We start from the raw sequence: 24128 nt of genomic DNA on the forward strand, positions 1-24128 counted from the left end.
AAGCTCGCCGCGGAGACCCTTCTCGCCGGCGACGACGTCGCTACTCAGCGGTCACTCCATCATCTCCACAAAGAGGACACTGCTGGAGCCGCGCCAACGACGGGAACCATGCCGGCAGGGGGACTTTCGTGAGTGCCCAACCTGACACAGATTTCCCGCAAGCCCGACACCTCACCGATGACACGAACCAGAGGAAAGCCCCTGCCATCGCCATCACACCGGCGAGATGCAGCCAAAGCGGATGCGTCCCCGTCGAAATTGCGTAACTGGCGACCCATAGAAGGGAGGCGATGCCGATCCCGAGGCCAAACACGGCAACCTTCCAGCGTTGGTGCGTTCGATGGAGCCAGTTTGGCGAGTGAGCGCCGTTCATCGGTCATCCCCCACAGCGCACACTCAATTGCCGGGCATTGTGAAGTCAATGGGCAGAAAACGAGCCGGTTGGGCCAGAATGATGGCCGCGCCGGCCCGCCGATTCGTGGGGAACGCAAAAAATCCGCTACCGCAGTAAGCCGCTCCAGAATGGATGCGTGCAGCCGCCTTCGCCCGCGTGGCCGATGACGGTCCCGTCCGGGCCCATCGCCCGCGCCGGAGTACAGATCGAGCGTGTCGTGCGGGGAAACGTCGTCGCGCGGGATCAGCGCGTATGCGCGGCCCTGCCGGATGATCTGCAGATCGTAGTTGCGATGTGACGAAAGCCAGGAGGGCGGATTGTCTGCCGCGCCCACGCCACTGCGCACCGTCGTGACCCACGACCCGTCGATCTGGATCCCTGCCCCGCCGCCCACCAGCGGCCGCACCATCGGCTTCGACTTCCCTTTCGGCGACAGATCGAATGGGGCAGAGATCGCGGACAGGTTCAGGTCGTACCAGCGCGCCGCATATCCGTTCCCGTGCGCGATCACGATGAGCGCCCGCCCTTGCGCGTCGATCACGCCGGCGGCCGCGTTGTTCGCCTGGCCGACCTCGATCGACGCGGCGCGCGCGCCCTGCGTGTCGAACCGGTATGCGTTCAGCTTCGAGCCGCAGCGCTCGAGCACCAGCGAGCCGCCGAGCGAGGAGTAGAACGCCTCCTCGGAACACTTATCTGACAGGGCCGAGCGGCGCACCGCCTGGCCGTTCGCCGACCAGGCGACATGCTGGTTGCCCTGTGTGCTCTGGAAGCCGTCCTGCTGGCCAAAGACGTCTCCGCCAACGCTGGAAAAGCTGCCGCGTTCCGTGCCGCCCGGATTCCAGACGTGCCACGTGCCGGTCCAGTTGTCGCCCATCGATCCGGGATGCGCCTCTCCGGCGACGTTGCCGCTGAGATCTCCAGTGGCGTTCCAGCACACGTCCTGGCGGCCGTGAGGCGTCGTTACGGTCACCGCGGCGCCGAGGTTGTCAGGCATCACCCCGCTGCAGTCCAGCGCAGCCGCTGCGCCGCCGTCCGCTACGCCGGCATCCGTGCTGCCGACGCCACCGTCCGCCGCGACGCCACCGTCCGCCACGACGCCGCCGTCCGGCGGAACGCCGCCGTCATTGGCGAAGCCCGTCGAAGGACTGATCCCGTTTTGCTCGATAGGGCCGCACGCGCAAGCGGCAGCCAATCCGAGGAGAAAAGATTTCCACATTCATGCCTCCGGGTGGGCGGAACCTGCTCATCCGCGCAGCGGCCCGCGAGTTTCACACCACCACTCCCCCGACCGTGCGACACACGGACGCGAGGGCGCTCGCGCGAACGCCCGACCCTTTTGATCCCGCACCGTCGTCTCTAGCCTTGCCTTACCCGGAGGGACCTTGACGCCAGACGTCCGCAACCTGCTACGCCATCTGCGCGTGCCGGGGCTCGCTTACCGCGACTTCAGGGCGGCAGCGCCCGCACCGGTCCGTCGGACGGAGCAACGACAGGGGGTCGTCACGATCGGGCTCGTCTCGCTGGTTCCTTCCGTCGGGCGCACCGCTCTCTGCGCGAATCTCATCCGGGCCTTCGCGCAGGCCGGTGCGCGTGCCGGCGCCGTGGACGTCGATCCCAAGGGCGCGCTCACCGCCTGGTTCGGATCCGAAGGACGCGATCCTTCCGGCTGCATCGAGCATCTCGCCCTCGAGCGGGACGTCCTGCTCGTCGATACCGGCTCGCCTCCTCCCGCCGATGTGCTGAGCGAGGCCGACGAGCTCCTGGTGGTCGCTCGCCCCGACGCCACCTGCCTTGCGGCGGTGCCACAGATGGAAGCGCTCCTGGTGCGGACGCGGATGCGCTCCTGGCGCAAGCCGCGCGCCCGCTGGCTGGTCAATGCATTCGACGGCCGGCGACGAACCGATCGCGAAGTCCTCGCGGCGATGCGGCGCGCGCTCGGTCCGCGCGTGCTCGCGACCGTCATCCAGGAAGACCGTGCCCTCCACGACGCATTCCTCGAGCACCGCGCCGTCCGCGATCTCGCGCCTGCCGCGCAGGTGGTGGCGGATCTGGACGCCTTGGCGAAGGAGCTCCACCCGGGGGGGAGGGCCACCGAACGGCATGCGTGGGTCGAGTGACATCCCGCGAGCCTTGGCCGCCATCTTCGCCGGGCTCTGCATCACGCTGTTCGTCGTCACCCCGCTCGATCTGCGCACGCAGTTCGCCCTCGCCGGTTCGCTCGTCGTCGCCGCGCTGATCCTCGGCCGCTCGCAGGGTCGACTCGCCACGCTCTCCCTGGTGCTGCTGTCGGTGGCGACCACCGGCCGCTACCTCTGGTGGCGCCTGGGAACGACGCTGTCGTCGGACTGGTCCTTCGACGCCGTGCTCAGCGGCATCCTCCTCGCGGCGGAGCTGTACGCCTGCGCGATGTTGTTGCTTGCGTATGCGCAGTCGATCGCCGGTCTCCGGCGCAAGCCGGTGCCGATGCCGCACGATCTCGCATCGTGGCCGAGCGTGGACGTCTTCATTCCCACCTACAACGAGCCGCTGGACATCGTACGCGCCACCGTCCTCGCCGCGGCGTCGCTCGACTGGCCCCGCGACCGCCTGCGCGTTTGGGTCCTCGACGACGGCCGCCGTCCGGGATTCCGCGAGTTCGCCGCCGAGGCGGGCGTCGGGTACGTCACGCGACCCGACAATGCCCGCGCAAAGGCCGGCAACCTGAACCACGCCTTGGGCAAGACCAACGGCGAGTTCGTCGCGATCTTCGACTGCGACCACGTGCCCGTCCGGTCCTTCCTGCAGACCACGATGGGATGGCTCCTGCGCGATCCCAGGCTCGCGCTGGTGCAGACGCCGCACCACTTCTACTCGCTGGAGCCGTTCGGCCGGAACCTGGGCACCGCTCCGCGCGTGCCGGGCGAGAGCGAGCTGTTCTACGGCGTCATCCAGCCCGGCATCGATACCTGGAACGCGTCGTTCTTCTGCGGATCGTGCGCGGTCCTCCGCCGCAGCGCCCTGGACGACGTCGGCGGCATCGCGGTGGAGACCGTCACCGAGGACGCTCACACCGCCTTGAAGATGCACCGGCGCGGATGGCGGACGGCCTATCTCGACGTTCCCCAGGCGGCCGGTCTTTCCACCGAGACCCTGGCGGCACATGTCGGGCAGCGGATCCGCTGGGCTCGGGGAATGGCGCAGATCTTCCGCGTGGACAACCCGATGTTCGGGCGCGGGCTCAAGCTCTCCCAGCGTCTCAGCTACTTCGCCGCGATGCTGCACTTCTTCTCCGGAGTACCGCGGCTGGTGTTCCTCTTGGCTCCGGTCGGCTACCTGGTGTTTGGCTGGCACATCTTCAACGCGCTGCCGCTCGCGGCGGTGGCGTACGGCCTGCCGCACCTGATCCATTCCACGGCGTGCAACGCGCGCATCCACGGCCGCTTCCGTCATTCGTTCTGGTCCGAGGTCTACGAGACGTGCCTCGCCTGGTACACCGCCATTCCCACCACGCTGGCGCTCATCGCGCCCCGCACCGGGAAGTTCAACGTCACCGCGAAGGGCGGCCGCGTCGACGTCCCGTACTTCGACGGCCGCATCGCGCTGCCCTACATCCTGCTCGCGGCCGTGAACCTGACCGCCATCGCCGCCGGAGCCTGGAAGCTGCGGATGGGTGACGGCGAGCTCGATTCGCTCGCCATCAACGCCGCCTGGGCGCTGCACAACCTGATCGTGCTCGCGGCAGCCATCGGTGCGGCGTGCGAGCGGCCGCAGGTCCGCGCCGCGCAGCGCGTGCCGGCGCGGCTCCCGGCGATGCTCCGCTTCGCCGACGGCACGACGGCAGCCGCGGAGACCCGCGACCTTGGACGCGATGGCGCCAGCGTCACCTTGCGCGCGCCAGTTCCCATGTCCCAGCGCGAGCAGGTCTGGCTTTCTCTCTTTTGCTTCGATGCGGAGCAGCCGCTCCCCGCCGAGGTACTCGACGCCGGGGGCCGCTCCGTTCGGGTGCGCTTCACGTCGCTCTCCCTCGAGCAGGAAGCGCATCTCGTCCGGGCCATCTTCTCGCGCGCGGATGCCTGGCTGGGTTGGGCCGACGGCCACCGCCGCGACCGGCCCCTGCTCACGTTGCTGTCCATTGCCCGCCACGGAGCGGCCGGAGTCGGCCGCGCACTCGCGCTGTCGATGCGCCCACCTCCCCGCGCGCTGCCTTCGCGCCTGCCGGTGCCTGCTCGGGGGCACGCATGAGGCTCGCGACCGCCGCCGCCGTACTGCTCTGCGCCGGAGCGGTTCGGGCGGAGAGATTCGTGGAGCTCGGTCCGACGCGTGCGCAGCGCGATTCCAGCGTGCCCGCGCTGGACTTTCCCTTCACGGCCCGCGCCGACGAGGAGCTGACGGGCGCGGCGGTCCGCATCGCGTTCGCCGGCCCGATCGAGTCGATGGAAGTGCTGGTGAACGACGAGCGGGTCGCCCTCCTCACCGGAGACGATCCCCGCCCGCCGGACATCCCTGTCGCCCGCACCTTGCTCGCCGACCGCAACACGCTTTCGCTGCGGCTGCGCGATCGCGAAGGCCGCTGCGTCGCGAGGCAGGGTGCCTGGGCGGCGGTCCGCTCGATCGGCGTCGTCCTGCAGGCGAACCCGGTGCCTCTCCCCAACGAGATGGCGTTGCTCCCCTTGCCGTTCTTCGACCGCGGATACGACACGAGCGCGACGGTTCCGGTCGTGCTGGGCCATCCGCCTTCCCACGAGGAAGTGCGGCTCGCCGCCATGGTGGCGAGCTGGTTCGCGGTCGATGCGCCGATCCCCCTCGCCTTCGACGCGCGTGTCGGCACGCTTCCCGACTCGCGCGCGATCGTGCTGGTCGCCGGCAGCGCCGATGCATCGCGCCTGGGCATCGATCCGCCGCGTGGCCCGTCCATCCGCATGATCGACCATCCCGCCCATCCCGAGTCGAACGTGAAGCTGCTCGTGATCGGCGGCCGCACTGCCGAAGAACTGCGGGTTGCTGTCGAGAGCCTCGTCGCCCGCAGCGCGCGCCTGGCGGGACCGGAGGCGATGTTGCCGCGACCTCCGCCGCAGCCGCCCGCGGCGCCCTACTCCGCCCCGCGCTGGGTGCCCTCCGGACGGCCGGTGCCGTTCTCGCAGTATCCGTCGGGCAGCGTGTTCGCCCACGAAGGCAGCACCCCAGCAACGCTGGCGGTCCGGTTCCGCGTCGCTCCGGATCTGTGGATCTGGCCCGCCGAGTTCGTGGTGCTCGACCTCGGCTACTCAGAACGGATCCCGCGCGGCGCGCTCCCGCCGCGGCTGGACGCGGAGATCAACGGATACTTCCTCGCCACGTTGCCGCGGGCGTCGCCCGGGAAGCCGCAGCGAGTCCGGCTGCGCATTCCCCGAGAGCACATGCGAGGGTTCAACCAGCTCCTCGTCCACGTCCACTATCCCGATCCCGATCCATGCGCCGCGGTCCCCGCGTGGACGTCCGGTGAGTCGCCGCGGGTCGAGATCGCCGGCGACTCCGTCCTGCACGTGGAACACCTGAGCCATTTCTCGAACCTTCCCGACGTCTCGGCCTTCGCGTTCGACGGTTTTCCGTTCACGCGCGTGCCGGATCTCGGCGACACCGCCGTGGTGCTGCCGGAGCGGCCGTCTCCCGCCGAGCTGTCAATGGCGCTCTCGGTGCTCGGGCAGCTCGCGCAGATCACGGGCAGGGTGGCGACGCGCGCGACGTTCCCTCCCTCGTCCGAGATGCCGCGCGACCGCGACGTCCTCGCCATCGGTACACCCGACGACAACGCGCTGATCTCCCGCTGGTCCGTCGCCTTGCCCATCGCGCTGCAGGGAAAGTCAGCGCGGGTGCAGCGCACGTTCCGGCCGCTCGACCTGCTCGGCGGGCCGGAGCCGCTGCTCGACGCGCAGCGCGCCGGGGACCTCCTCTCGCGGTCGGCCGATGTCGCCGCCATCGCCGCCATCGAGTCTCCCGTCTCACCCGGCCGCGTCGCGGTGGTGATCACGGGGACGGCGATGCCGCGGTTCGCGGACTTCCTCGGATACGCGCAGAGCCGCGGCCGCGGCGGCGATCTCCTCATGCTCACCAACGGCGAGCGCGCGATGTTCCGCATCGGCGGTGCCTTCGGCCGGGGCGAGCTCGATACCTGGACCCGGGCGCGCTGGTTCCTCGCTACGCATTGGCTGGCGTTGCCGCCGGTCCTGCTGGTCGGCGCGGTATTGCTGGCGGCGCACGGCCGGCGCTTCCTGGCGCGGCGGATGCGCGCCCGGCTGACCGTCGGGGAGGCCGCATGATGGCCATGGTCGCCGGAGCGTTGCTCGCTGCCTCTCCCTGCGACGCTTCGTGGCCGTTGTGGACCCGGTACTCGGAGCGGTTCATCGCAGGTGACGGCCGCGTGATCGACCGCAGCGCATCGGAGCGGAGCACATCGGAAGGGCAGGCCTACGCGCTCTTCTTCGCCTTGGTCGCCAACGACCGGGCATCGTTCCAGCGCCTCCTCACCTGGACGGAGCAAAACCTCGCCCGCGGAGATCTCGGGCGCAACCTCCCGGCCTGGCACTGGGGAAAGCGGCGCGATGGCACCTGGGGCGTAATCGACAAGAACTCAGCGAGCGACGCCGATCTCTGGATCGCCTATAGCCTGCTGGAAGCAGGACGGCTGTGGGCGGACGCCAGGTACACGGCGCTCGGCCGGCGCGTTCTCTCGAACGTCGCCTCCAGGGATCTCGCGGAGGCCCCGCAGTTCGGCACGATCCTCCTTCCCGGACCGAGCGGCTTCTCCGTCAGCGGGGGGTTCCGGATCAATCCGAGCTATGCCCCGCCGCAGCTCCTGCGCAGGTTCGCGCAGCTGGGCGCGCCTTGGGATCGCGTGCTGCAAAGCTCGGTGCAGATGTTGCACCTCTTCGCCCAGGGTGGCGCTGCTCCCGACTGGGCGTTCGCCAAGGCGGGAACGCTCGTCGAAGACCCGGTGCACGGCAGGGTCGGCAGCTACGACGCCATCCGTGTCTACCTCTGGGTCGGCACGATGCCCGACCGCGATCCGCAGCTCGATCGCATTGCCCAGGGCCTGCTGCGCGAATTGGAGAAGACGGCGGCGTTGCCCGAACGCATCGACGCGCGCACGCTCGTCGCGCGCGGGTCGGCTCCACCGGGGTTCTACGCCGCGCTCATCCCCATCGCGCCCCCCGACGCGCGCCGCGCGCTCGAGGCGCGCGTCTCCGAGGCCCGCAAGGACGGCCTCTACGGCGACCCGCCGGCCTACTACGACCAGAACCTCATCCTGTTCGCGCAGGGATTCAGCGAGTCGCGCTACCGGTTCGGCGGCGACGGCTCGCTCGCACCTGCCTGGGAGACCCGATGCCTCGGGCGCGCACGCTGATTGCCATCCTGGCGATGGCGTCCGCGGCGCTCGCGGACGACCTTCTCGGCGGCCTCGTCCGCAACGCCTGGTACTGGCAGGCGCGGGCCCGCTCCGACAAGGCCGACGATGCCTGGAAGCAGGTGCTGGAGGTGGCGCCGGACAATGCCGAGGCGCTCGCGGCAGTCGGCGGCTTCAGCGCCCGCGCCGGCCGCATGCAGCAGGCGCGAGAGATGCTCGCGCGGCTCGAGAAGGTGGCGCCCAACCATCCCGACGTTCCCGTGCTGCGACGGCAGATCGAGCTCGGCCCCCGTTTCGGCGCCTTGCTGCTGGACGCGCGCAAGCTGATCCACGAAGGCCACCCGGCTGCAGGAGCGGCGAAATACCGCGAGCTGTTCGGCCCGGCAGGGCCGCCTGGAGATCTCGCGCTCGAGTACTACCAGACCGCCAGCGGCGCCCCGGAAGGGTGGCAGGAGGCCCGCGACGGCTTGCGACGGCTGGTGCGGCGCGCGCCCGCGGAGGTCCGATACAAGCTCGCGCTCGCGAAGCTCCTCACGTATCGCGACGAGACCCGCCGCGAGGGAATCACCATGCTGGCGGCGCTGGCGCGCGACCCGACCATCGGCAAGGACGCCGCCGCGGGCTGGCGGCAGGCGCTTCTCTGGCTCACGCCGACCGAGCGCGACGTCGCCCTCTACCGCGACTGGCTGAGGGGACACCCGAAGGACATGGAGGTCAAGCTCCACCTCGAGCGGGCGCGAAACGCGGCCACGATCCGCGAAGGATTTGCCGCGCTGGACCGCGGGGACATGCGCGAGGCGCAGAGGTTGTTCGATCTGGCGGGCAAGGATCCCGACGCAGTGCACGGCCGCGCGCTGATCGCCGGCCGCCGCGCTGCCCAGGCGAAGAAGTCAGGGTTCGCGGCGCTCGACCGCGACGATCTCACTGCTGCCGAGTCCTACTTCCGTTCGATTCCCGCCGATGCCGACACCCGGCTCGGTCTGGCGCTGATCGCCCAGAAGCAGGCGGCGCAAGCGCAGCGCAACGAGGACTTCCCCAAGGCGCGCGAGCTCCTCGAGCGCGCCCGCAGGCTGGTTCCCGACCGACGCGACGTCTGGGAGCGACAGCTCCAGGGCGTGGTCTTCTGGTCCCGGTTGCGCGACGCGCGCATCGCCCGGGAGGAGGGTCGCGACAACGATGCGGAGGCCGCGCTGCGGGCAGCCATCGACGGCGGTGTGCCACAGGAGCGCTGGCACGCGCGCCTGGCGCTCGCCGACCTCATGCTCGAGAGCGGCCGGCCCGGCGAAGCGGAGACGAATCTGCGCGAAGTGCTGGTTTCCGTGCCGGACGAGACCTCCGCGCTGCGCGCTCTCGCCGGTCTGCTCGTGCAGCAGCGCCGGTTCGAGGAGGCGATTCCCGTCAACGAACGCCTCGCCAAGGTGGCGCCGCAATACTCCTATCGGGCCGGCTGGCTGCGCGCGGAGATGCTGCGCACCGAGGCGGCGAAGAGCCGGCAGGCGCACGAATTCGCCCGGGCGCGCCAGCAGCTCGGCGAAGCGCGCGAGGCCGATCCGTCGGACGTCTGGGTGCTGCACGATCTCACCAACGTCCTCTTGCAGTTGAATGCCCTCCCCGAAGCGCAGAGCGCGGTCGCCGCCTTGTTGCGCTTTGCCCCGGAGCTGCCGGAAGCGCGGGTGGCGCAGGCGCGCGTGCTCGCTGCCGCCCACCAGGATATCCAGGCCCTGGCGATCCTGCGGTCCCTGTCGCCGCCTCCGCGCGATCCGGCAGTGCTGGCACTTCGGCGCCGCCTGGAATTCCAGGTCCGCATCCCGCCGGCGCTGGAGCTCGCCATCACCGGAAGGCGGGACGAGGCGGTGCGCGAGCTGGAAGCGATGGAGGCGGAGGCCAAAGGACAGCCCGAGCTCGTCGCGCAGCTCGCCGTCGCCTGGTCGAAGATCGGCGACCGCGCAAAGGCGTCGGCGCTCATGCGCGACGCCATGGCACGCGGTCCGGCGGCGACGCGCGCCGCGCGTCTGGAGCTCGCCTCGACCCTGCTCGACTCGGACGACGACGCCTTCCTCGGAGAGATCCTGCGCGGCCTCGATCGGGATCCCTCGCTGACGCCGGCAGAGCGCCGCTCGCTCGGCGACCTCCGCGTCGCTCATGCCGTCCGGCTTGCCGATCGCCAGCGCGAGCAGGGCGATCTCCGCGCAGCGGAAGCTGCTCTGTCCGCGGCGCTGCGCGACTATCCGCGCGACCCCCTGCTGCTCGCTGCGCTGGCGCGGACCCGGGAGCAGGAGGGAAACATGGACGCGGCGCACGGCCTCTACCTCGAGGTGCTGCGCGCGGTTCCGAACGACGGCGACGCGCTGCGAGGCGCAGTCGACACGGCGTTGGCGCGGGGCGACGTGGACGAGGCGCGAGGGCTGCTGCGCGGCGCGACCGCCCCCGGGCAACCGGACGATCCCAGGCTCCTGCAGCTCGCCGCCCACCTCGAAGAACGCGAGGGCGACGACGCCGAGGCCATGCGCCTGCTCCGCCGCGCCTCGGCACTGGCGCGCAGCGAGGTGTTCCGGACCACGCAGATTCCGCAGGAAGGAATCGGCCGCGGGATGAACCCGGAAGGAACGCCGCGGCTCGCCGCGCGGACCGATCCCGAGGTCCTGCACTCGGAGATCGCCCGCGACATGCAGCGTATCGAGAGCCGCCATCGCCCCGCCATCGGCGGCGACGTCGGATTCCGGCAGCGCAAGGGTGAGCCGGGCTTGAGCGCGCTCAGCGAATATCGCGGCGCCGCGAACGTCGAGGTGCCCATCGCGCTGTCCGGCAGGCTCACGCTGCGCATCTCCGAGGTCCAGCTCGATGCGGGATCCGTATCGGCCTCGGCGGGATCCCGTTTCGGAACCGGAGCGGTGGGCGGCGCCGGCCCGCAGCGGGCGCTGGGAACGGAGCTCCATGCGACGTTCGAGAGCCGCCATCTCGTCGCCGATGTCGGTGCGACGCCGCTCGGGTTCCCCATCCTCGCGGCGGTGGGCGGCGTACGACTGCGCGGCAACATGGGTCCGCTCTTCGTCGCGGCAGAGGGGTCGAGCCGCAGCGTCACCGACAGCTTCGTCTCCATGGCGGCGGCCCGCGATCCGGCGACCGGGACTTTGTGGGGCGGCGTGCTCCTGCAAGGCGGCCGGCTCGATCTCTCGGTGAACGGCCGCATCGGGTCGATCTACGCGTACGGCGAAGGCGGACGGCTGATCGGCCTGCGCGTGCTCGAAAACCGGCGCTTCGCCGGAGGCGGCGGAGCGGAGCTGGCGCTCGGAGCGGGTCCGCTGGGAGAGTTCCGGCTCGGTCCGGCCTTCACCGCGCTCGCGTTCGAGAACAACCAGCGCTTCTTCACCTTCGGCAACGGCGGCTACTTCAGCCCGCAGCGTTTTTTCCACGGGGCCGGCGTCCTCCGCTGGCAACACCCGGGAGCGGTGAGGTGGGACGCCGCGGCGGAGCCCGGCTACGATTGGTACCAGGAAGCGCACGCGCCGATCCTGCCGTTCGATCCGAACAGCGGGTTCTATGCCGGCAAGACGGAGGGCGGATTTTCGTTCACGGGGCGCGCCTTTCTCGGGATCGGCCTCGGCGGAGGATTCGAGCTGGGCCTCTCTGGCGCGGTGCAGCGAGCGCCGGAGTTCCAGGAAGTTCGCGCCGGCGTCGTCCTGCGCGCCGCCGGACTCTGACGGTTAGGCGCTGCCGCACCGAAGGTGCGGCTTTGCGCCTACGCTGGAGCGCATTCATTCTCCGGCGCGCGCGCAGAGTGCGCATTAATATGCGCGCTCGATGTTGCTGCGCGTCCCCATCGCCGCGCTTCTCGTCGCCGGATGCATCGGCGGCGTCGATCGGGCGCAGTGCGCCATCGATCCCGACTGCGCCCAGCCCGCGTTCTGCGCGCAGGGCACATGCATCGAAGGGACGAGGACTTGCCCCGTTCTGCAGCCCACGTTCTCGAGCATCAACTTGCACTTCATCCAGGTGGGCTGCGGCGTCCGCCAGCTGAATTGCCACGCCACGGACTCAGCGAACGTGAACAGTGGGCCGAGTTTCTTCGGACACCCGTATGCGAACCTCGTCAACGCGTCGGCCGCGAATCAGCTGGGAAGCGCCCGCGGACTCGTGCTGGTGAAGGCCGGCGATCCGCAGGGCTCGTTCTTGCTCACCAAGCTGCGCCTGACCTCGGCACTCGATCCGACGTACGGAGGCGGCCAGCCGGCAGACGCGCCGGGCTCGACGTGCGCGGATGCGTTGGCGGCGATCGAGCAGTGGATCCAAAGCGGGGCCCCGGACAACTGAAATGGCCGACTTCTCGCGAAGATCGATGATCCGCACCGCGGCGCTCGTCTCCCTGGCGGCGAAGGTCGGCTGCGTGCGCCGCATCTCGCCCAACCGTTCCCTCAGCGTTCCCGCGCCGGTCGATGGCGATGTGACGATCCCGCTGGCGCAGGCGTCCGAGTTGTCGACCGCCGGCGGCGCCGTCATCGCCCAGCCGCTGGGCGAGCCTGGGGGATATCTGATCGCGAATACTGGTACCGGTTTCGTCGCGCTGGGAGCGACGTGTCCGCACGAGGGTTGCTCCGTCGCGTGGGTCCCGGAAGATCGCGAGGCCGAATGCCCTTGCCACGGCTCCCGCTTTGCCGGAGACGGGACCGTCCTGAATCCTCCCGCACAGAGCGATCTCGCAACCTATCCGGTGGCGCCCGACGGGCAGGGGAACCTCATCGTTCAGCTCTTCGCCGGCACGGGCGCCTTGAAGGATCTCCGCGTCAGCGACGGGGAGTTCAGCTTTGCGATCGCGGACTTTCCCGCCCTGGCGACAGTGGGAGGCATCGTCGCCGGCCGTCCGACCGGATTCCCCAGCCCGCTGCTCATCACCCGCCTCCCCTTGGAAAGCGGGCCAGATGCGGTTGCGGCGATCGACGCCATCTGCACGCACCTCGGGTGCACCGTCCTGCCCGGAGCCGGCGAGCTGGACTGTCCGTGTCACGGCTCGATCTTCAATCTCGCCGGCGGATTCGTGCAGGGCCCGGCGGGAGGAGGCCTACTCCGGTACGTAGTGGCCTTCGACGGCACGACGGTCACCGTATCCACCACGTTCCGCGCCTGAGGGAGGTTACTGGGGCTGGTTCTGTCCCCGGATCTCGCCGGCCGGATTCGAGCTGGTGTGGATGTTCGTGTACGTGCCGCGGGCGCGCATGGCGGAGAGCATCGAGTTGATGTCGCCGGCGACGATGGTCTGGCTCGGCGTGGTCCCCGCCCGCACGTCGGAACCCGTGAACGACCCGGTGAAGGTTCCCGACGTGGCGGCCGGCGGCGTGAATGGCACTACCACCGTACCGCCTTCGGTCGAGGTGCCGACATGGATGTGGCCCATGGTGGCGTTCCCCGACAGACCGCTGAACGTGACCGTGTAGCTGACGGTCGAGCCGCTGACTGTGTACGTCGCGCTTCCCGTCGCCGACGCGTTCGGATGAGGCGAAGCCGGAACCTCGTTGGCGCTGCTCATTGTCGCGGTGAACTTCGTGGCTGGCCCTGACGACCCTCCGCAAGCCGCCAGCGCGCAGGCTGCAGAAATCAATGCCGTTTTCATGGTCTCTCCTCGGGGTGCGAACCGCCTCGGACACTTGGAGTGCGCGATGGGTCCGCAGGTTCCCAGGAAAAGCTAATGCGGCTCATTCTGGCGCGGATCTCGCCATTCGGATACCGCCCCGGCCGGCTAGTGAAGCGCAGTGCCCGAGACCCCGGCCTGGCCGGTCTGGGCGATCCAGCCGTCCACCCGCTTCTCCAGCACGTCCAGCGGCATGGCGCCGCCGCCCAGCACCTCGTCGTGGAAGCCGCGGATGTCGAAGCGCGCCCCCAGCTGCTTCTTCGCGCGATCGCGCAGCTCGAGGATCTTGAGCTGGCCAATCTTGTATCCCAGCGCCTGCGCCGGCCAGGCCATGTACCGGTCGGTCTCGCTCTGCACCGTGGGCTCGTCGATGCCGGAATTGGCGTGGAAGTAGTCGACCACCTGCTGGCGCGTCCAGCGCTTGAAGTGGAAACCTGTGTCCACCACCAGCCGGATCGCGCGCAAGAGATCGTCCTGCAGGTGTCCGTACATGCTGTACGGATCCTGGAAGAAGCCCGCATCCTGTCCCAGCCGCTCGGAGTACAGGCCCCATCCTTCGATGAACGCGACGTAGAACGCGTGCTGCCGGAAGGGGGGCAAGCTCGGCAGCTCCTGGGCGATCGACACTTGAAGATGATGCCCGGGAACGCCTTCGTGGTACGCGGTGGTCTCGATGTCGACGGTCGTTCGCTTCTCGAAGTCGCCGGTGTTCACCATCACGTGGCCCGGTCGCTTGCCGTCCGGCGTCCCGTCGACGTATTGCGCGCCCGAGGCTTCCTTCTCGCGGTAAGGCTCGACCGGCATCACCTCCACCTTCGCCTTCGGCAGCCGCCCGAAGTACTGCGGCAAGCGCGCCGACATCTGATCGATGTACTTCCGGTACTGCTCGAGCATCTGCTCGCGCGACTTCGGATGGAGATCCGGGTTTTTCGCGATGGCGGCGTCGAACGACTTCAGATCCTTGTAGCCGAGCCGGTTCGCGATCTTCAGCATCAACGCCCGGTCGCGAGCGACCTCTCGCAGGCCGAGCTGGTGGATCTCCTCCGGCGACATCTTCGTCGTGGTCGACTGCTCGACGGCGTACGCGTAGCGCGCGGCGCCGTCCGGCAGCGCCCAGATGCCAGGCTCCGCGCGGCCCTTCGGGACGTACTCCTCCTGGACGAACTTGGTGAAGCGCTGGTACGCGGGCCGGATCCCGTCGCGGATCGCGGCCAGCATTTGCTCGCGGATGCGCGTCTTGTCCGCCTCGGGGAAGCCCGCGGGGATCTTCTTCGCCGGCTCGAAGAACGGGTTCGCCTCCGGCTCGGCGTCGGCGATCTTCGCCGACTGCCGCGCCACCTGCTCGAGCAAAATCCGCGGCGGCACCAGCTTGTCGTCGACGCCTTTGCGCATCAGCTCGGTGATTTGCGCGAACGCGATGGGAAGCAGCCGGAGCCGGGCGATGTAGTCGTCGTAGTCCTTCACCGTCTCGAAGGAGAGGACGGAGACGAGCTGCGGCGCGTTGATGTGGATGCCGCCGAACTGCGAGACGGGCATCTCCCAGTCCTTGAACGGCACTCCCTCGAGCTGCACCCGGATCTGCCGCACCATCAGCGCGTGATTGAGCGCCTCCTGCTCGGGAAATCCCTGCACGCCGACGGCGAGGAAACGGGCGAGGAACTGCGTCTGCGCCTCGATGTCCGTGTAGATCGCCTTCTCGGAGAAATCGGTGATCTTGTCGTTGTAGCGCTTGTCGCCCAGGACCGATGCGTACTCCGGATTGGTCCGCATCGTGTATTCCCAGTGCTCGGACAAGAGGTCGGCGAGCTGCTGGCGCCGGGAATCGACGGTGCCGGGAGCGATCTGGGCGACGAGGACGGCGACGAGGACGAAAGCGCTGGGCATGAGGTCTCGATACGAAGCAGCCCGCCCGGCATTTCGCCGATGCACACTCGCGGACGACGGGCCGACATGGAACTGGAGTTTCACCGCCAGTCATTTATTGGGTGTCGGGCGCAATCCTCGCGCCGAAAGGGAGGGGCGAATGACCTGGAAGTCGATCTCCGCGGTGACGCTGGGGGCGGCGCTCTTCGCGAGCGCGGCGGCAGAGGCTGCTTCCTGCAACAAGGACGCAGACTGCAGCTCCGGGCAGGTGTGCTCCAACGGCACCTGCGTCAAGCGCGCATCGAGGGCCGCCTCCGACGCGGCGAGCTCGGTCGCCCCGACGGAATCGCTGATCGCCGGGACCAGGCGCACGCCCTACATCGGCTGGGGCGGAGTCGGGTTCTACAACGTCAGCGCGGGCAACAGCTCGGGCGCCTTCGGCCTGCACGCCGGCGGCGCGGTCAGCCTGATCTCGCTGACGCCCGAGCTGCCGCTGATCGCCTGGGGGGACGTCGCCCTGGGATTCCCGACCGGAGGCACGATCTTCCCGATCAAGCTCGGTGCCGGAGTGCGCTACGACAGGGCCGGCCCTGTCCAGCTCCTCGGCGGCGTGGCCTTTGCGTTCATGCCGAATACCTTCAGCGGCGCTCCGACTCCGGTCGGCGTGGGCCTGATGGGAACGGTGCTCTACCCGCTGCCGCAGCTGCACCCCAATCTCTCGGCGCAAGCGCAGATCGGATATGACTTCCTCAGCGACGGTTTTGGTTTGTTCGGTCTGACCGCCGGCGCGGGATGGGCCTTTTAGCCCTTACTCGGCCGTTGCCATCTCGGGGTTGATCCCGCCCACCCACGACTGCGCCACGCTGGAGGAACGCTCCGGCGGCAGCAAGCGCGGCGGGATGGCCAGCGGCGGGGGCAGCGGACAGACCGTGCAGTTGCTGCGCACTGGAATCACCAGGTGTTGCCCGAGCCGCAAGACCGATCGCCCCTGGATGCGATTCGCCTTGCGGATGGCTACGACGCTCGTCTTATAGCGCGCCGCGAGCTGTCCGAGCGTGTTCCCCGAACGCACCAGGTGGAGGACCACGTTGTCGTCCGGGCCTAGCGCGAGCAGCGGCTGGATTCTCCGGCCCAGCTCCTGCGAACGAGGCGCGTAGAACCGGACGTGGAAGTGATCGCGGTGGCTCCGTGCGTGCCTGACGATGCGCCCGAAGATCTGCCCGAGCCATCGCGCATCCTCGCCGATGGCCAGCGCGTACCGGATCAGGACCGCCTGAATCCGCTTGTCGACGAGGATGAGCTGGACGTCAGTCTCGGTGATCAGCGCCCGGAGCAACGCCCAGTTGCGCGCCGGATCCATCACGCTCTCGCGGGCGACACCGCGCGGCGGGATGCGATCTCCCCGATAGAAGAGCCCGATATCCGCATCGCGGCCGCTCTGGTGCGATCGGTGCGGCCTCAGATTTCCGCCATCCTTGGCTCCCACGTGGCTGAGCCGGGCGGGCGCCGAGGCGGGGAACCGGCGGTGCACGGACCGGAAGACCTGCGCCAGCGCGTCGATCGTCTCCCGCGTCGCGTACGCGACGTTCGGCCGCTCGACGATCCAGGCTGGATCCTGCGGCATCTGCACGGCATTCAGCACCCGCCCCCGGTCGGCGAAGCCGATGGACACGCTGCCCAGCGAGGCCAGGTCGTCCCGGAACTTTCGCGCCAGGTCCTGGTCCGTCAGCTCCCGGGTATAGAGGAGGGCAGGGCCCACCGGCTCTGCCGTCGCTGATTCAGCCTCCTCTGGAGCATCCCCTTCCGTCGCGGTGACACCTTCCTGGGCGGAAGCGGCGGCGGCCGTGAGCGCAATGAGCGCAGTAAGGGCGAGTCGCATTGCGGCATAGCATACCGGATAAACCCCGCCTTGCGTCCAGCTTCTCCTTCATCGCCGCTGTTGGGCGATGAACGCGCGAACATTTTCCTCAAGAACGTCAAGGGGAAGCGCGCCGCTCCCGAGCACTGCGTCATGAAAGGTGCGCACGTCGAACTTCGCTCCCAGCTCCTTTGACGCAAGCGCTCGCAGCTCCTTGAGCTTGAGCTCTCCGATCTTGTATGCGAGCGCCTGGCCAGGCATGACGATGTAGCGGTCGATCTCGACCACGATGTCGTGCTCGGTCTTGGCGGAGTTCTGGCGGAAGTAGTCGATCGCCTGGTCCCGGCTCCAGCCCAGCGCGTGCATCCCCGTGTCCACCACGAGACGGATCGCGCGCCACATCTCGTAAGTGAGCTGACCGAACTGCGAATAGGGGTCCTGGTACATCCCCAGCTCCGGCCCGAGGCTCTCTGCGTACAGCCCCCAGCCTTCGACGAAGGCGACGTAACGCGACGTCTTGCGGAACTCGGGCACCGACGTGAGCTCCTGGGAGATGGCGATCTGCAGATGATGGCCCGGCACCGACTCGTGGAGCGTCAGCGCCTCCATCTCCCACTTCGGTCGGGTATCCAGCTTGTACGTGTTGACGAAGTAGCTTCCCGGCCGATGCGCCTCCGGCGAGCCCTGGCGGTAGTACGCGGTCGTCTGCGAAGGTGCTGAAAAAGCAGGGATTTCCACGACTCCATAGGGCAGCCGCGGGAGCTTGCCGAAGAGGCGGGTCAGCTCCGGATCGATTCGCTTGGCGATGTCGCGGTACTCGCGGACCAGTTCGCGCGCATCGGTGAAGTAGAAGCGTGCGTCGGTCCGCAGGAAAGTGGCGAAGTCCGCGAGCGTCCCCTTGAAGCCGACGCGCGCCAGCACCTTCTCCATCTCGCCGCGGATCCGCTTCACCTCGGAAAGGCCGAGCTGGTGGATCTCGTGCGGCGTGAGCGAGGTGGTGGTCTCGCGCCGGACGCGCTCGAGGTACCAGTCGACGCCCTCCGGCAACGCCGAGAGCGCAACGGTTTCGCGGGCGTGCGGCAGGTATGCGGAGACGAAGTACTCCCGCAGCTTCCGGTACGCAGGGACGATCTTCTCGCGGTAGATGCGCACGGCGTCCGTGCGCGCCTCTTCGGAAATCCCCTCCGGCAGCTTGGCGAACGCCTTGAGCAGAGGGGCCTGCAGGGGATCCTCCGGCGTTTGCGCATCGAGCTGAGCGGCGACGTCGCGCAGGACCACGCGAGGGGAGACGACGCCAGTCTCCACTCCGCGCCGCAGTCGCGCCTCGACCTGCGCCATGCGCTGCGGAACGGCGTCGAGGCGCGCGACGATGTCCTGGTAGTCGCGCGCGGTGCGCGCCGGCATGATGTCCAGCGTGCTCGAGAGGTACTGCGGTCCGGCGAGCTGCGTGATGGCGAGCAGCTCGCGGGGAAAGCGCTGCGCGGCGAGGTCGTCGTCGACGTCGCGGCGGAAGAGGTCGTAGTTGACCTGATCCTGCGCGTCGACCTTCCTGCGGTCGATGGCGGAGAGCGCCTGGCCGAGCGACACCGTCTCGTGCTTGCGTCGCTCGATGGCCTCGAGCGATTCGTCGGTCCAGCGGTTGTTGTAACCGGCGACGCCGCGCGAGGTCGCGAGCTCGGGATGCTCGGCGTTGTCGTACTGCCACGCCAGATCGAAGAGCCGGTGGAGCTTCTGCGGGTCCTTCGCCTTGCTGCGGGCGAGCTCGGCGAGCGATTCCTGGAAGGGTGTAGCGGCGGCGAGAACGAGAACGAGAGCGAGCATCCGCGCACCCTACTTGCGCGTCACCCGCCGCATCAACCCTTCCTGCGCGACACTGGCGACGAGCCGTCCCGCGCGGTCGTGGATCAAGCCGCGGGCGAGGCCGCGCGCGCCCTGCGCGGAAGGGCTGTCCATCGTGTACAGCAACCACTCGTCGACGCGCGCGGGTCGGTGGAACCACATCGCGTGATCGATGCTCGCCAGGATGGTCTCCCCGCGCATCCAGCTGACACCGTGGGGACGGAGAGCGGTCGGAATCAGATTGTAGTCGGATGCGTAGGTCAGCATGCAGGTGTGCAGCAGCGGATCGTCCGGCATCCGGTCCACGGCCCGGAGCCAGAATGCCTGGCGCGGCTCGGCGACGCGCGGCTTGAGCGGGTTCCATGGATGGACCGGGCGGAACTCGATCGCCCGCGGCCGCAGCAGCGTCTCACGCAAGCGCTCCGGCAGCTCCACGCCTGACTCCGCCAACCAGCGATCGCGGGTCTCTTCGCTGGTGGGCAGCGACTCGGGCGGCGGCACCTGCGGCATCTGGTCCTGGTGCTCCAACCCGGGCTCGGCGACGTGGAACGAAGCGAGCATCGACAAGATGGGCTGGCCGTGCTGGATGGCCTGCACGCGTCTTGCCGTGAAGCTGCGTCCGTCGCGGATCCGATCGACTTCGTAGACGATGGGCGCGGCCATGTCGCCCGGGAGCAAAAAATACGCGTGCAGCGAATGCGGGGCGCGGCCCTCCACCGTGCGCGTCGCCGCCACCAGCGCCTGTCCGATGACCTGGCCGCCGAAGACGCTCTTTCCGCCCAGATCGCTGGACTGACCGCGGAAGAGGTTCACCTCGAGCGGCTCGAGATCGAGCTGGCGGATCAGGTCGGCGAGCGCGGGGTCCATCGGAACATTGTCCTACGATAGTTGACACCGGGCGACTTCCAAGGAAAAGGAGAGAACCCGACAGTTCTGTGGCCACTCCTGCAGCCCCACTTTCATGGAGACGTCGATGCGCACTCGGATGTTGGCGGCGGTGTACGCAGTCCTCGCTGCCTGCGCGGGAAGCGAGCCTCAGCCGACACTCACGATCACTCCGTCTGGAAACCAGACCGCATCCGGTCCGGTGACCATCACCGCCGGGCCGGTGGAGCTCGCCAACGAAGTGACGTGGTCGACCACCGTTCCCGGAACGATCTCCGGCGACAAGGGGCCGTCGGTGGTGTACCACCCGCCGCCTTCGACGCAGCCGGTGACGGTCACCGCCGCGGCGCGGGGGCAGACGAAGACCGTGACGTTCACCACGCAGGGCACGGCGCTTCCGGGGCACACCGTCACTGGCCTGACCGGGAACGTCGACGTGACGTACGATCAGTACGACATCCCGCACATCTTCTGCGCGAACCAGAACGACTGCTACGCGGTGCAGGGCTACATCCAGGCACAGGACCGGCTGTTCCAGATGGATCTGTTCCGGCGGATCGCGCGGGGAAAGCTCGCCGAGCTGGTCGGTTCGGTGCAGCTCGGACAGGACAAGCAAATCCTCACCCTGTTCGTTACGCGGGACGCCAATCGGATCGAGAACAAGCTGGTCGCAGCGCTGGACGCCTCGACGAGGGCCAAGCTGGACGCCTTCGCCAGCGGGGTGAACGCCTATATCGCCTTCCTCAAGCAGAACGTCGCGTTGATGCCGCAGGAGTATGCCCAGATCTCGGCGGCCATCACGCCCAACGACATCCTCGATTGGTTGCCCGAGGACACGCTCGCCGTTGGCCGGCTGCAGCAGTTCCAGCTCTCGGAAACGATCGAGGAGGAAACTGCGTATGGCCTCTTTGGCCAGACGTTTTCGGTCATCCATCCCGAACAAGGGCGGATCAACGCGTACATCCGCCCGGTGCAGCCGATCCAGGGCTTCACGCTCGCGCCGGACGACTCCTCGGTACCGCACATTCCCGCTCGGCCAGCGCCGGGAATGAATGGCGACCTCACGGCGTGGCTGCCTGCCCTGGCCGAAATCCATGGCCGCATGAGCGAGATGAAAGCCACGTTCGGCTCGATCAGCGAGGGAGCGGGCTCGAACAACTGGGCGGTTGATGCCGCGCATTCCGCGAATGGCCAGGCGCTGGTGGCGAACGATCCCCACTTGTCGCTGCAGTATCCGCCGTTGTTCCATCTGGCAGGCCTGACCGCGAGCGACAGCAGCGGTCTCAATCTCCTGGGCGGCGCCTTTCCCGGCATTCCCGGCGCGCTGATCGGCAGGGGCAAGCACGTCGCCTGGGGGGCCACCGTCGTGGGCTACGACGTAACCGATCTGTACCAGGATACGCTCGCCAGTTGCGGATTGCCCGTGCCGTGCGTGAACGGCGTGCCACTTGCGGTGGCCACGTATTCCATCAAGGTCCGCGGCGGCTCGGACGTTCCGTTCCAGGTCCTGATCGTGCGCCAGCACGGTCCGATCATCGCGCAGGTAGACTCGACGCACGTCATCAGCATGCGCTGGACCGGCCACGAGACGACCCAGGACATCAAGGCATTTCTCGATCTCGACAACGCCGACGCTGTGGGCGATCTCTCGGCAGCCGGGAACAGCGCGTTTGCCGCTCTGAAAAACTACTCTGTCGGCGCGCAGAATTTCGTCCTGGCTGACGACGCCGGGAACATCGGCTACGACCCCCACGCGATCGTACCTTTGCGTCCGTGGGCCACGACGCGCTTCCCGTGGCTGCCGCTTCCCGGTGACGGAACTGCAGAATGGGGCGCAGGCAGCGGCGCGGACTGCGTGACGGCGCCGGCGGTTCCCGGGCCGTGCTGGGTGCCGGACAACCAGCTGCCGAGGGGAGTCAATCCCTTCAAGGGGTACTACGCAACGGCGAACAGCGATCCGGCAGGGTACACCGGTCACACATTCAGCCCGTTCGGAAGCTCTATCGACTCGTCGTTGTATTCCTACCTCAGCTTCGATTGGTCCGATCCCACCGACGTCCGTTACGCGCGCATCGCGGACGTTCTGCGCACGAAGACCACCGGCGGCGGCAAGGTCTCGCTGGACGACATCCAGAAGCTCCAGAGCGATCATGCCGTGCTTCTCGCCAAGCTGTTCGAGCCGCTCTACCCGTCCACGGCGGTGGTCAACCAGGTGAATTACACCAGCGCGCGCGGCCTGCTGACGCAATGGGGAAGCGATAATTACGACTGCCCCACGGGTTTGACGGGAATGGATCCGAAGAGCGCGGCCGTCACCGATGCCACGCAGCTCAGGGACTCCGCTGCCTGCCTTCTCTTCCACACCTTCCTACAGAAGTTGCTGCACAACGTCTTCGACGACGACTTCGCCGTGGTCTCGGCGGCGACGGGCCAGTCGTTCTCCGGCAATACCGGCGCGGAGATTCGCGCCATCCTCTACATGCTCCAGGCGGCGACGCCGTCGTCGGACACGCATTTCTGCGACGACGTCGACAGGACCTTCGATCCGTCGAAGACCAAGGCCCATACCTGTCAGGAGCAGGCGATTACGGCGCTCCTCACCGCTTACGGCACGCTGCAGACGGCCTACGGCACCGACACGACGAAGTGGCTCTGGGGCAGGGTGCATACGCTGACGACGCAGAGCGCGGCGGCCCCGCTCATCGCCGGCGCCTTCTCGGGCGGTCCGTATGCGCGTCCTGGCGGCGCGCTGACGGTGGACGTCGGCAATCCGAATTCTTCGCAGTCCAGCCCGCTGGCGTTTGCCTATTCGAGCGGATCGAACCTGCGGTTCATCTCCGTCATGGATCCGGCCGCGGCCAACGCGCAGGTGAAGATGCAGCTTCCGGGTCCCGAGCGTGACGCCCCCGCCGTGCTCACGAACACGCTGACGCTGCTCAACATGTACGTGCTGAACCAGTACTTCGACTTCCTCTACGGACACCAGGTCGACAACAAGGGCCTCTCCACGCAGAGGTTCACCGCCCCATGACCATGCCCAAGACGCGCGCTCTCGTCGTACTCGCCCTCGCGGCCGCCTGCGGCGAGCCTGGGAACGTTCCGCAGACGGCGGCACAGCCCGCCGTCACGGCGGTCTTCGATCCGACCACTGCGAGCATTCCGCTTCCGAACGACCTCGCGCGGGCGCCGGCTCCTCCCGGAACGCCGGCCCTTCCCGCGGCGCAGCAGGAGCTTCTCAATCTCTTCAACTCCCAGGGAGGCTTTCCCAGCGACCAGGAGCTGCCGGTCACCATCTCGCTGGTCAAGACCACCGTCGGACAGAGCGGAGTCGCTACCAAAACTGCCCCCACCTTCGACCCGGCGAGCGTGAACGCGGGGAACCTGGTCGTGTTCCTGAAGACGGCGACGTCGGGCGGGCTCGTCGCCATCGATCCGATCACGGACGCCAACTACGTCTCTGCCGGAGATCATGGCGTCCTCAGCATCCACAACCGCAATCGCGCGCCTTGGGCACCCGGCCAGTACGTCGTCGGCCTTCGCGGCGGGCCCAACGGGGTCAAGACGAAGGAGGGCGAGGAGATCCACGCCGCGCCGACGTTCTATTTCGTCGCACAGGGGCACAAGCTGGTCACCGATCAGGATCTCGCGGCCATTCGCGCACAGACAGGGTCGGAAGCAGAAGCGCAGGCGGCAGCGGCGCAGCTCAATGCGCTCATCGACGCCTACACCCTGGGCGGAGTCTATACAGCGGTGAACCAGGTCTTCCCGCACGAGGAGCTCGCGGCGCTGACGGCCTTCACCGTCGCGCCCGTCACCGCGACGGTGGTCGAAGTGGATCCGGGGCGCGGGATCGTCCCGCTCCCGATCGATCTTCTCCGCGATCCATCGACGGGGAAGCTGACGCCGCTCGCGGCGTGCACCCTCGCCGGGGGAACACTGAGCGCGCAGGGCGCGTGCTCGAGCGCGGCGGCAGCCGGGTTCGCGGCGCTCGACGGTTTCTCGACCACCGGAATGATCCTGGCGCAGACTTCGGACCTGATCACCGCCAGCACGGTGACCTCGAGCACGGTGCAGCTCTGGGAGATCCCGACGTCAGGCGCGCCCGTGCAGGTCAGTCCGACGACCTACATCACCGAGCCGGTCGAGGTGACGCAGTCCGGTTTCTCGCCGGCCATCGCGCTGCAGCCCGCCGGCGCCACGGCGGCGGACCCGACGTCGGTCTTTCGCACGCGGCCGCTGAAGGACAACACGGATTACGCCGTGGTGATCTCCGACGGCGTGAAGGACAAGACGGGGGCGTCCATCG

Annotated in this window: 15 protein-coding genes and 1 pseudogene; 10 read left to right on the forward strand and 6 right to left on the reverse strand. The window is 68.5% G+C overall.

The genetic code is table 11. The annotated features are described in order from the left end of the window. Positions 1-59: 59 nt before the first annotated feature. Positions 60-1610: a hypothetical protein gene (locus tag E6J58_01975; protein TMB42303.1), complete on the reverse strand. Its 1551-nt coding sequence runs from the start codon at positions 1608-1610 to the stop codon at positions 60-62. A 166-nt stretch (positions 1611-1776) separates the two neighbouring features. Here E6J58_01975 and E6J58_01980 point away from each other — a divergent pair, with 166 nt between their 5' ends. The 7 genes and pseudogenes from E6J58_01980 (at position 1777) to E6J58_02010 (ending at position 12465) form a co-directional block, all read left to right on the forward strand. Further along, the gene (locus E6J58_01980; GenBank protein ID TMB42304.1) at positions 1777-2511 is read left to right on the forward strand and encodes a hypothetical protein; all 735 of its coding nucleotides are present in this window, start codon (positions 1777-1779) and stop codon (positions 2509-2511) included. Continuing rightward, the gene (bcsA, locus tag E6J58_01985; GenBank protein TMB42305.1) at positions 2495-4615 is read left to right on the forward strand and encodes a UDP-forming cellulose synthase catalytic subunit; all 2121 of its coding nucleotides are present in this window, start codon (positions 2495-2497) and stop codon (positions 4613-4615) included. Before E6J58_01980 ends, bcsA begins: the two co-directional genes overlap by 17 nt. Next, positions 4612-6669 (forward strand): cellulose biosynthesis cyclic di-GMP-binding regulatory protein BcsB, encoded by a 2058-nt coding sequence (locus E6J58_01990; protein TMB42306.1) that lies wholly within the window; start codon positions 4612-4614, stop codon positions 6667-6669. Before bcsA ends, E6J58_01990 begins: the two co-directional genes overlap by 4 nt. Beyond that, positions 6666-7754, forward strand: a complete 1089-nt coding sequence (bcsZ, locus tag E6J58_01995) for a cellulase (protein TMB42307.1) — start codon at positions 6666-6668, stop codon at positions 7752-7754. Before E6J58_01990 ends, bcsZ begins: the two co-directional genes overlap by 4 nt. Beyond that, on the forward strand, positions 7733-11455 hold the full coding sequence (locus E6J58_02000; GenBank protein ID TMB42308.1) for a tetratricopeptide repeat protein: 3723 nt from the start codon (positions 7733-7735) through the stop codon (positions 11453-11455). Before bcsZ ends, E6J58_02000 begins: the two co-directional genes overlap by 22 nt. Positions 11456-11555: 100 nt before the next feature. Then, positions 11556-12065, forward strand: a complete 510-nt coding sequence (locus E6J58_02005; GenBank protein TMB42309.1) for a hypothetical protein — start codon at positions 11556-11558, stop codon at positions 12063-12065. Then, positions 12013-12465, forward strand: a pseudogene (locus E6J58_02010) (Rieske (2Fe-2S) protein). Before E6J58_02005 ends, E6J58_02010 begins: the two are co-directional and overlap by 53 nt. 417 nt (positions 12466-12882) lie before the next feature. Here the strand turns inward: E6J58_02010 and E6J58_02015 are convergent. After that, on the reverse strand, positions 12883-13359 hold the full coding sequence (locus E6J58_02015; GenBank protein ID TMB42310.1) for a CHRD domain-containing protein: 477 nt from the start codon (positions 13357-13359) through the stop codon (positions 12883-12885). A 126-nt stretch (positions 13360-13485) separates the two neighbouring features. Further along, entirely contained in the window at positions 13486-15261 is a 1776-nt protein-coding gene (locus tag E6J58_02020) for a DUF885 family protein (GenBank protein TMB42311.1), read from the reverse strand. Here E6J58_02020 and E6J58_02025 point away from each other — a divergent pair. Beyond that, a complete protein-coding gene (locus tag E6J58_02025; GenBank protein TMB42312.1) occupies positions 15260-16045 on the forward strand; it encodes a hypothetical protein in 786 nt (261 codons plus the stop codon). The genes E6J58_02020 and E6J58_02025 overlap by 2 nt on opposite strands. 3 nt (positions 16046-16048) lie before the next feature. Here E6J58_02025 and E6J58_02030 read toward each other — a convergent pair whose 3' ends face one another. The 3 genes from E6J58_02030 to tesB form a co-directional block, all read right to left on the reverse strand. Continuing rightward, positions 16049-16444: a LysM peptidoglycan-binding domain-containing protein gene (locus E6J58_02030; protein TMB42319.1), complete on the reverse strand. Its 396-nt coding sequence runs from the start codon at positions 16442-16444 to the stop codon at positions 16049-16051. A 723-nt stretch (positions 16445-17167) separates the two neighbouring features. After that, positions 17168-18919, reverse strand: coding sequence for a DUF885 domain-containing protein (locus tag E6J58_02035; protein ID TMB42313.1), 1752 nt, complete (start codon positions 18917-18919; stop codon positions 17168-17170). 9 nt (positions 18920-18928) lie between these two features. Next, complete coding sequence (tesB, locus tag E6J58_02040; protein TMB42314.1) at positions 18929-19804, reverse strand: acyl-CoA thioesterase II; 876 nt, start codon at positions 19802-19804, stop codon at positions 18929-18931. Between the two features lie 94 nt (positions 19805-19898). Here tesB and E6J58_02045 point away from each other — a divergent pair, with 94 nt between their 5' ends. Both E6J58_02045 and E6J58_02050 read left to right on the forward strand, forming a co-directional pair. Then, positions 19899-22853 carry a penicillin acylase family protein gene (locus tag E6J58_02045; protein TMB42315.1) on the forward strand — a complete coding sequence of 985 codons (2955 nt, stop codon included), beginning with the start codon at positions 19899-19901 and terminating at the stop codon, positions 22851-22853. Then, a partial coding sequence (locus E6J58_02050) for a hypothetical protein (GenBank protein TMB42316.1) occupies positions 22850-24128 on the forward strand: 1279 nt, incomplete at its 3' end. The genes E6J58_02045 and E6J58_02050, both read left to right, overlap by 4 nt.

The organism is Deltaproteobacteria bacterium (assembly GCA_005879535.1).
GTDB lineage: Bacteria > Myxococcota > Myxococcia > Myxococcales > 40CM-4-68-19 > 40CM-4-68-19.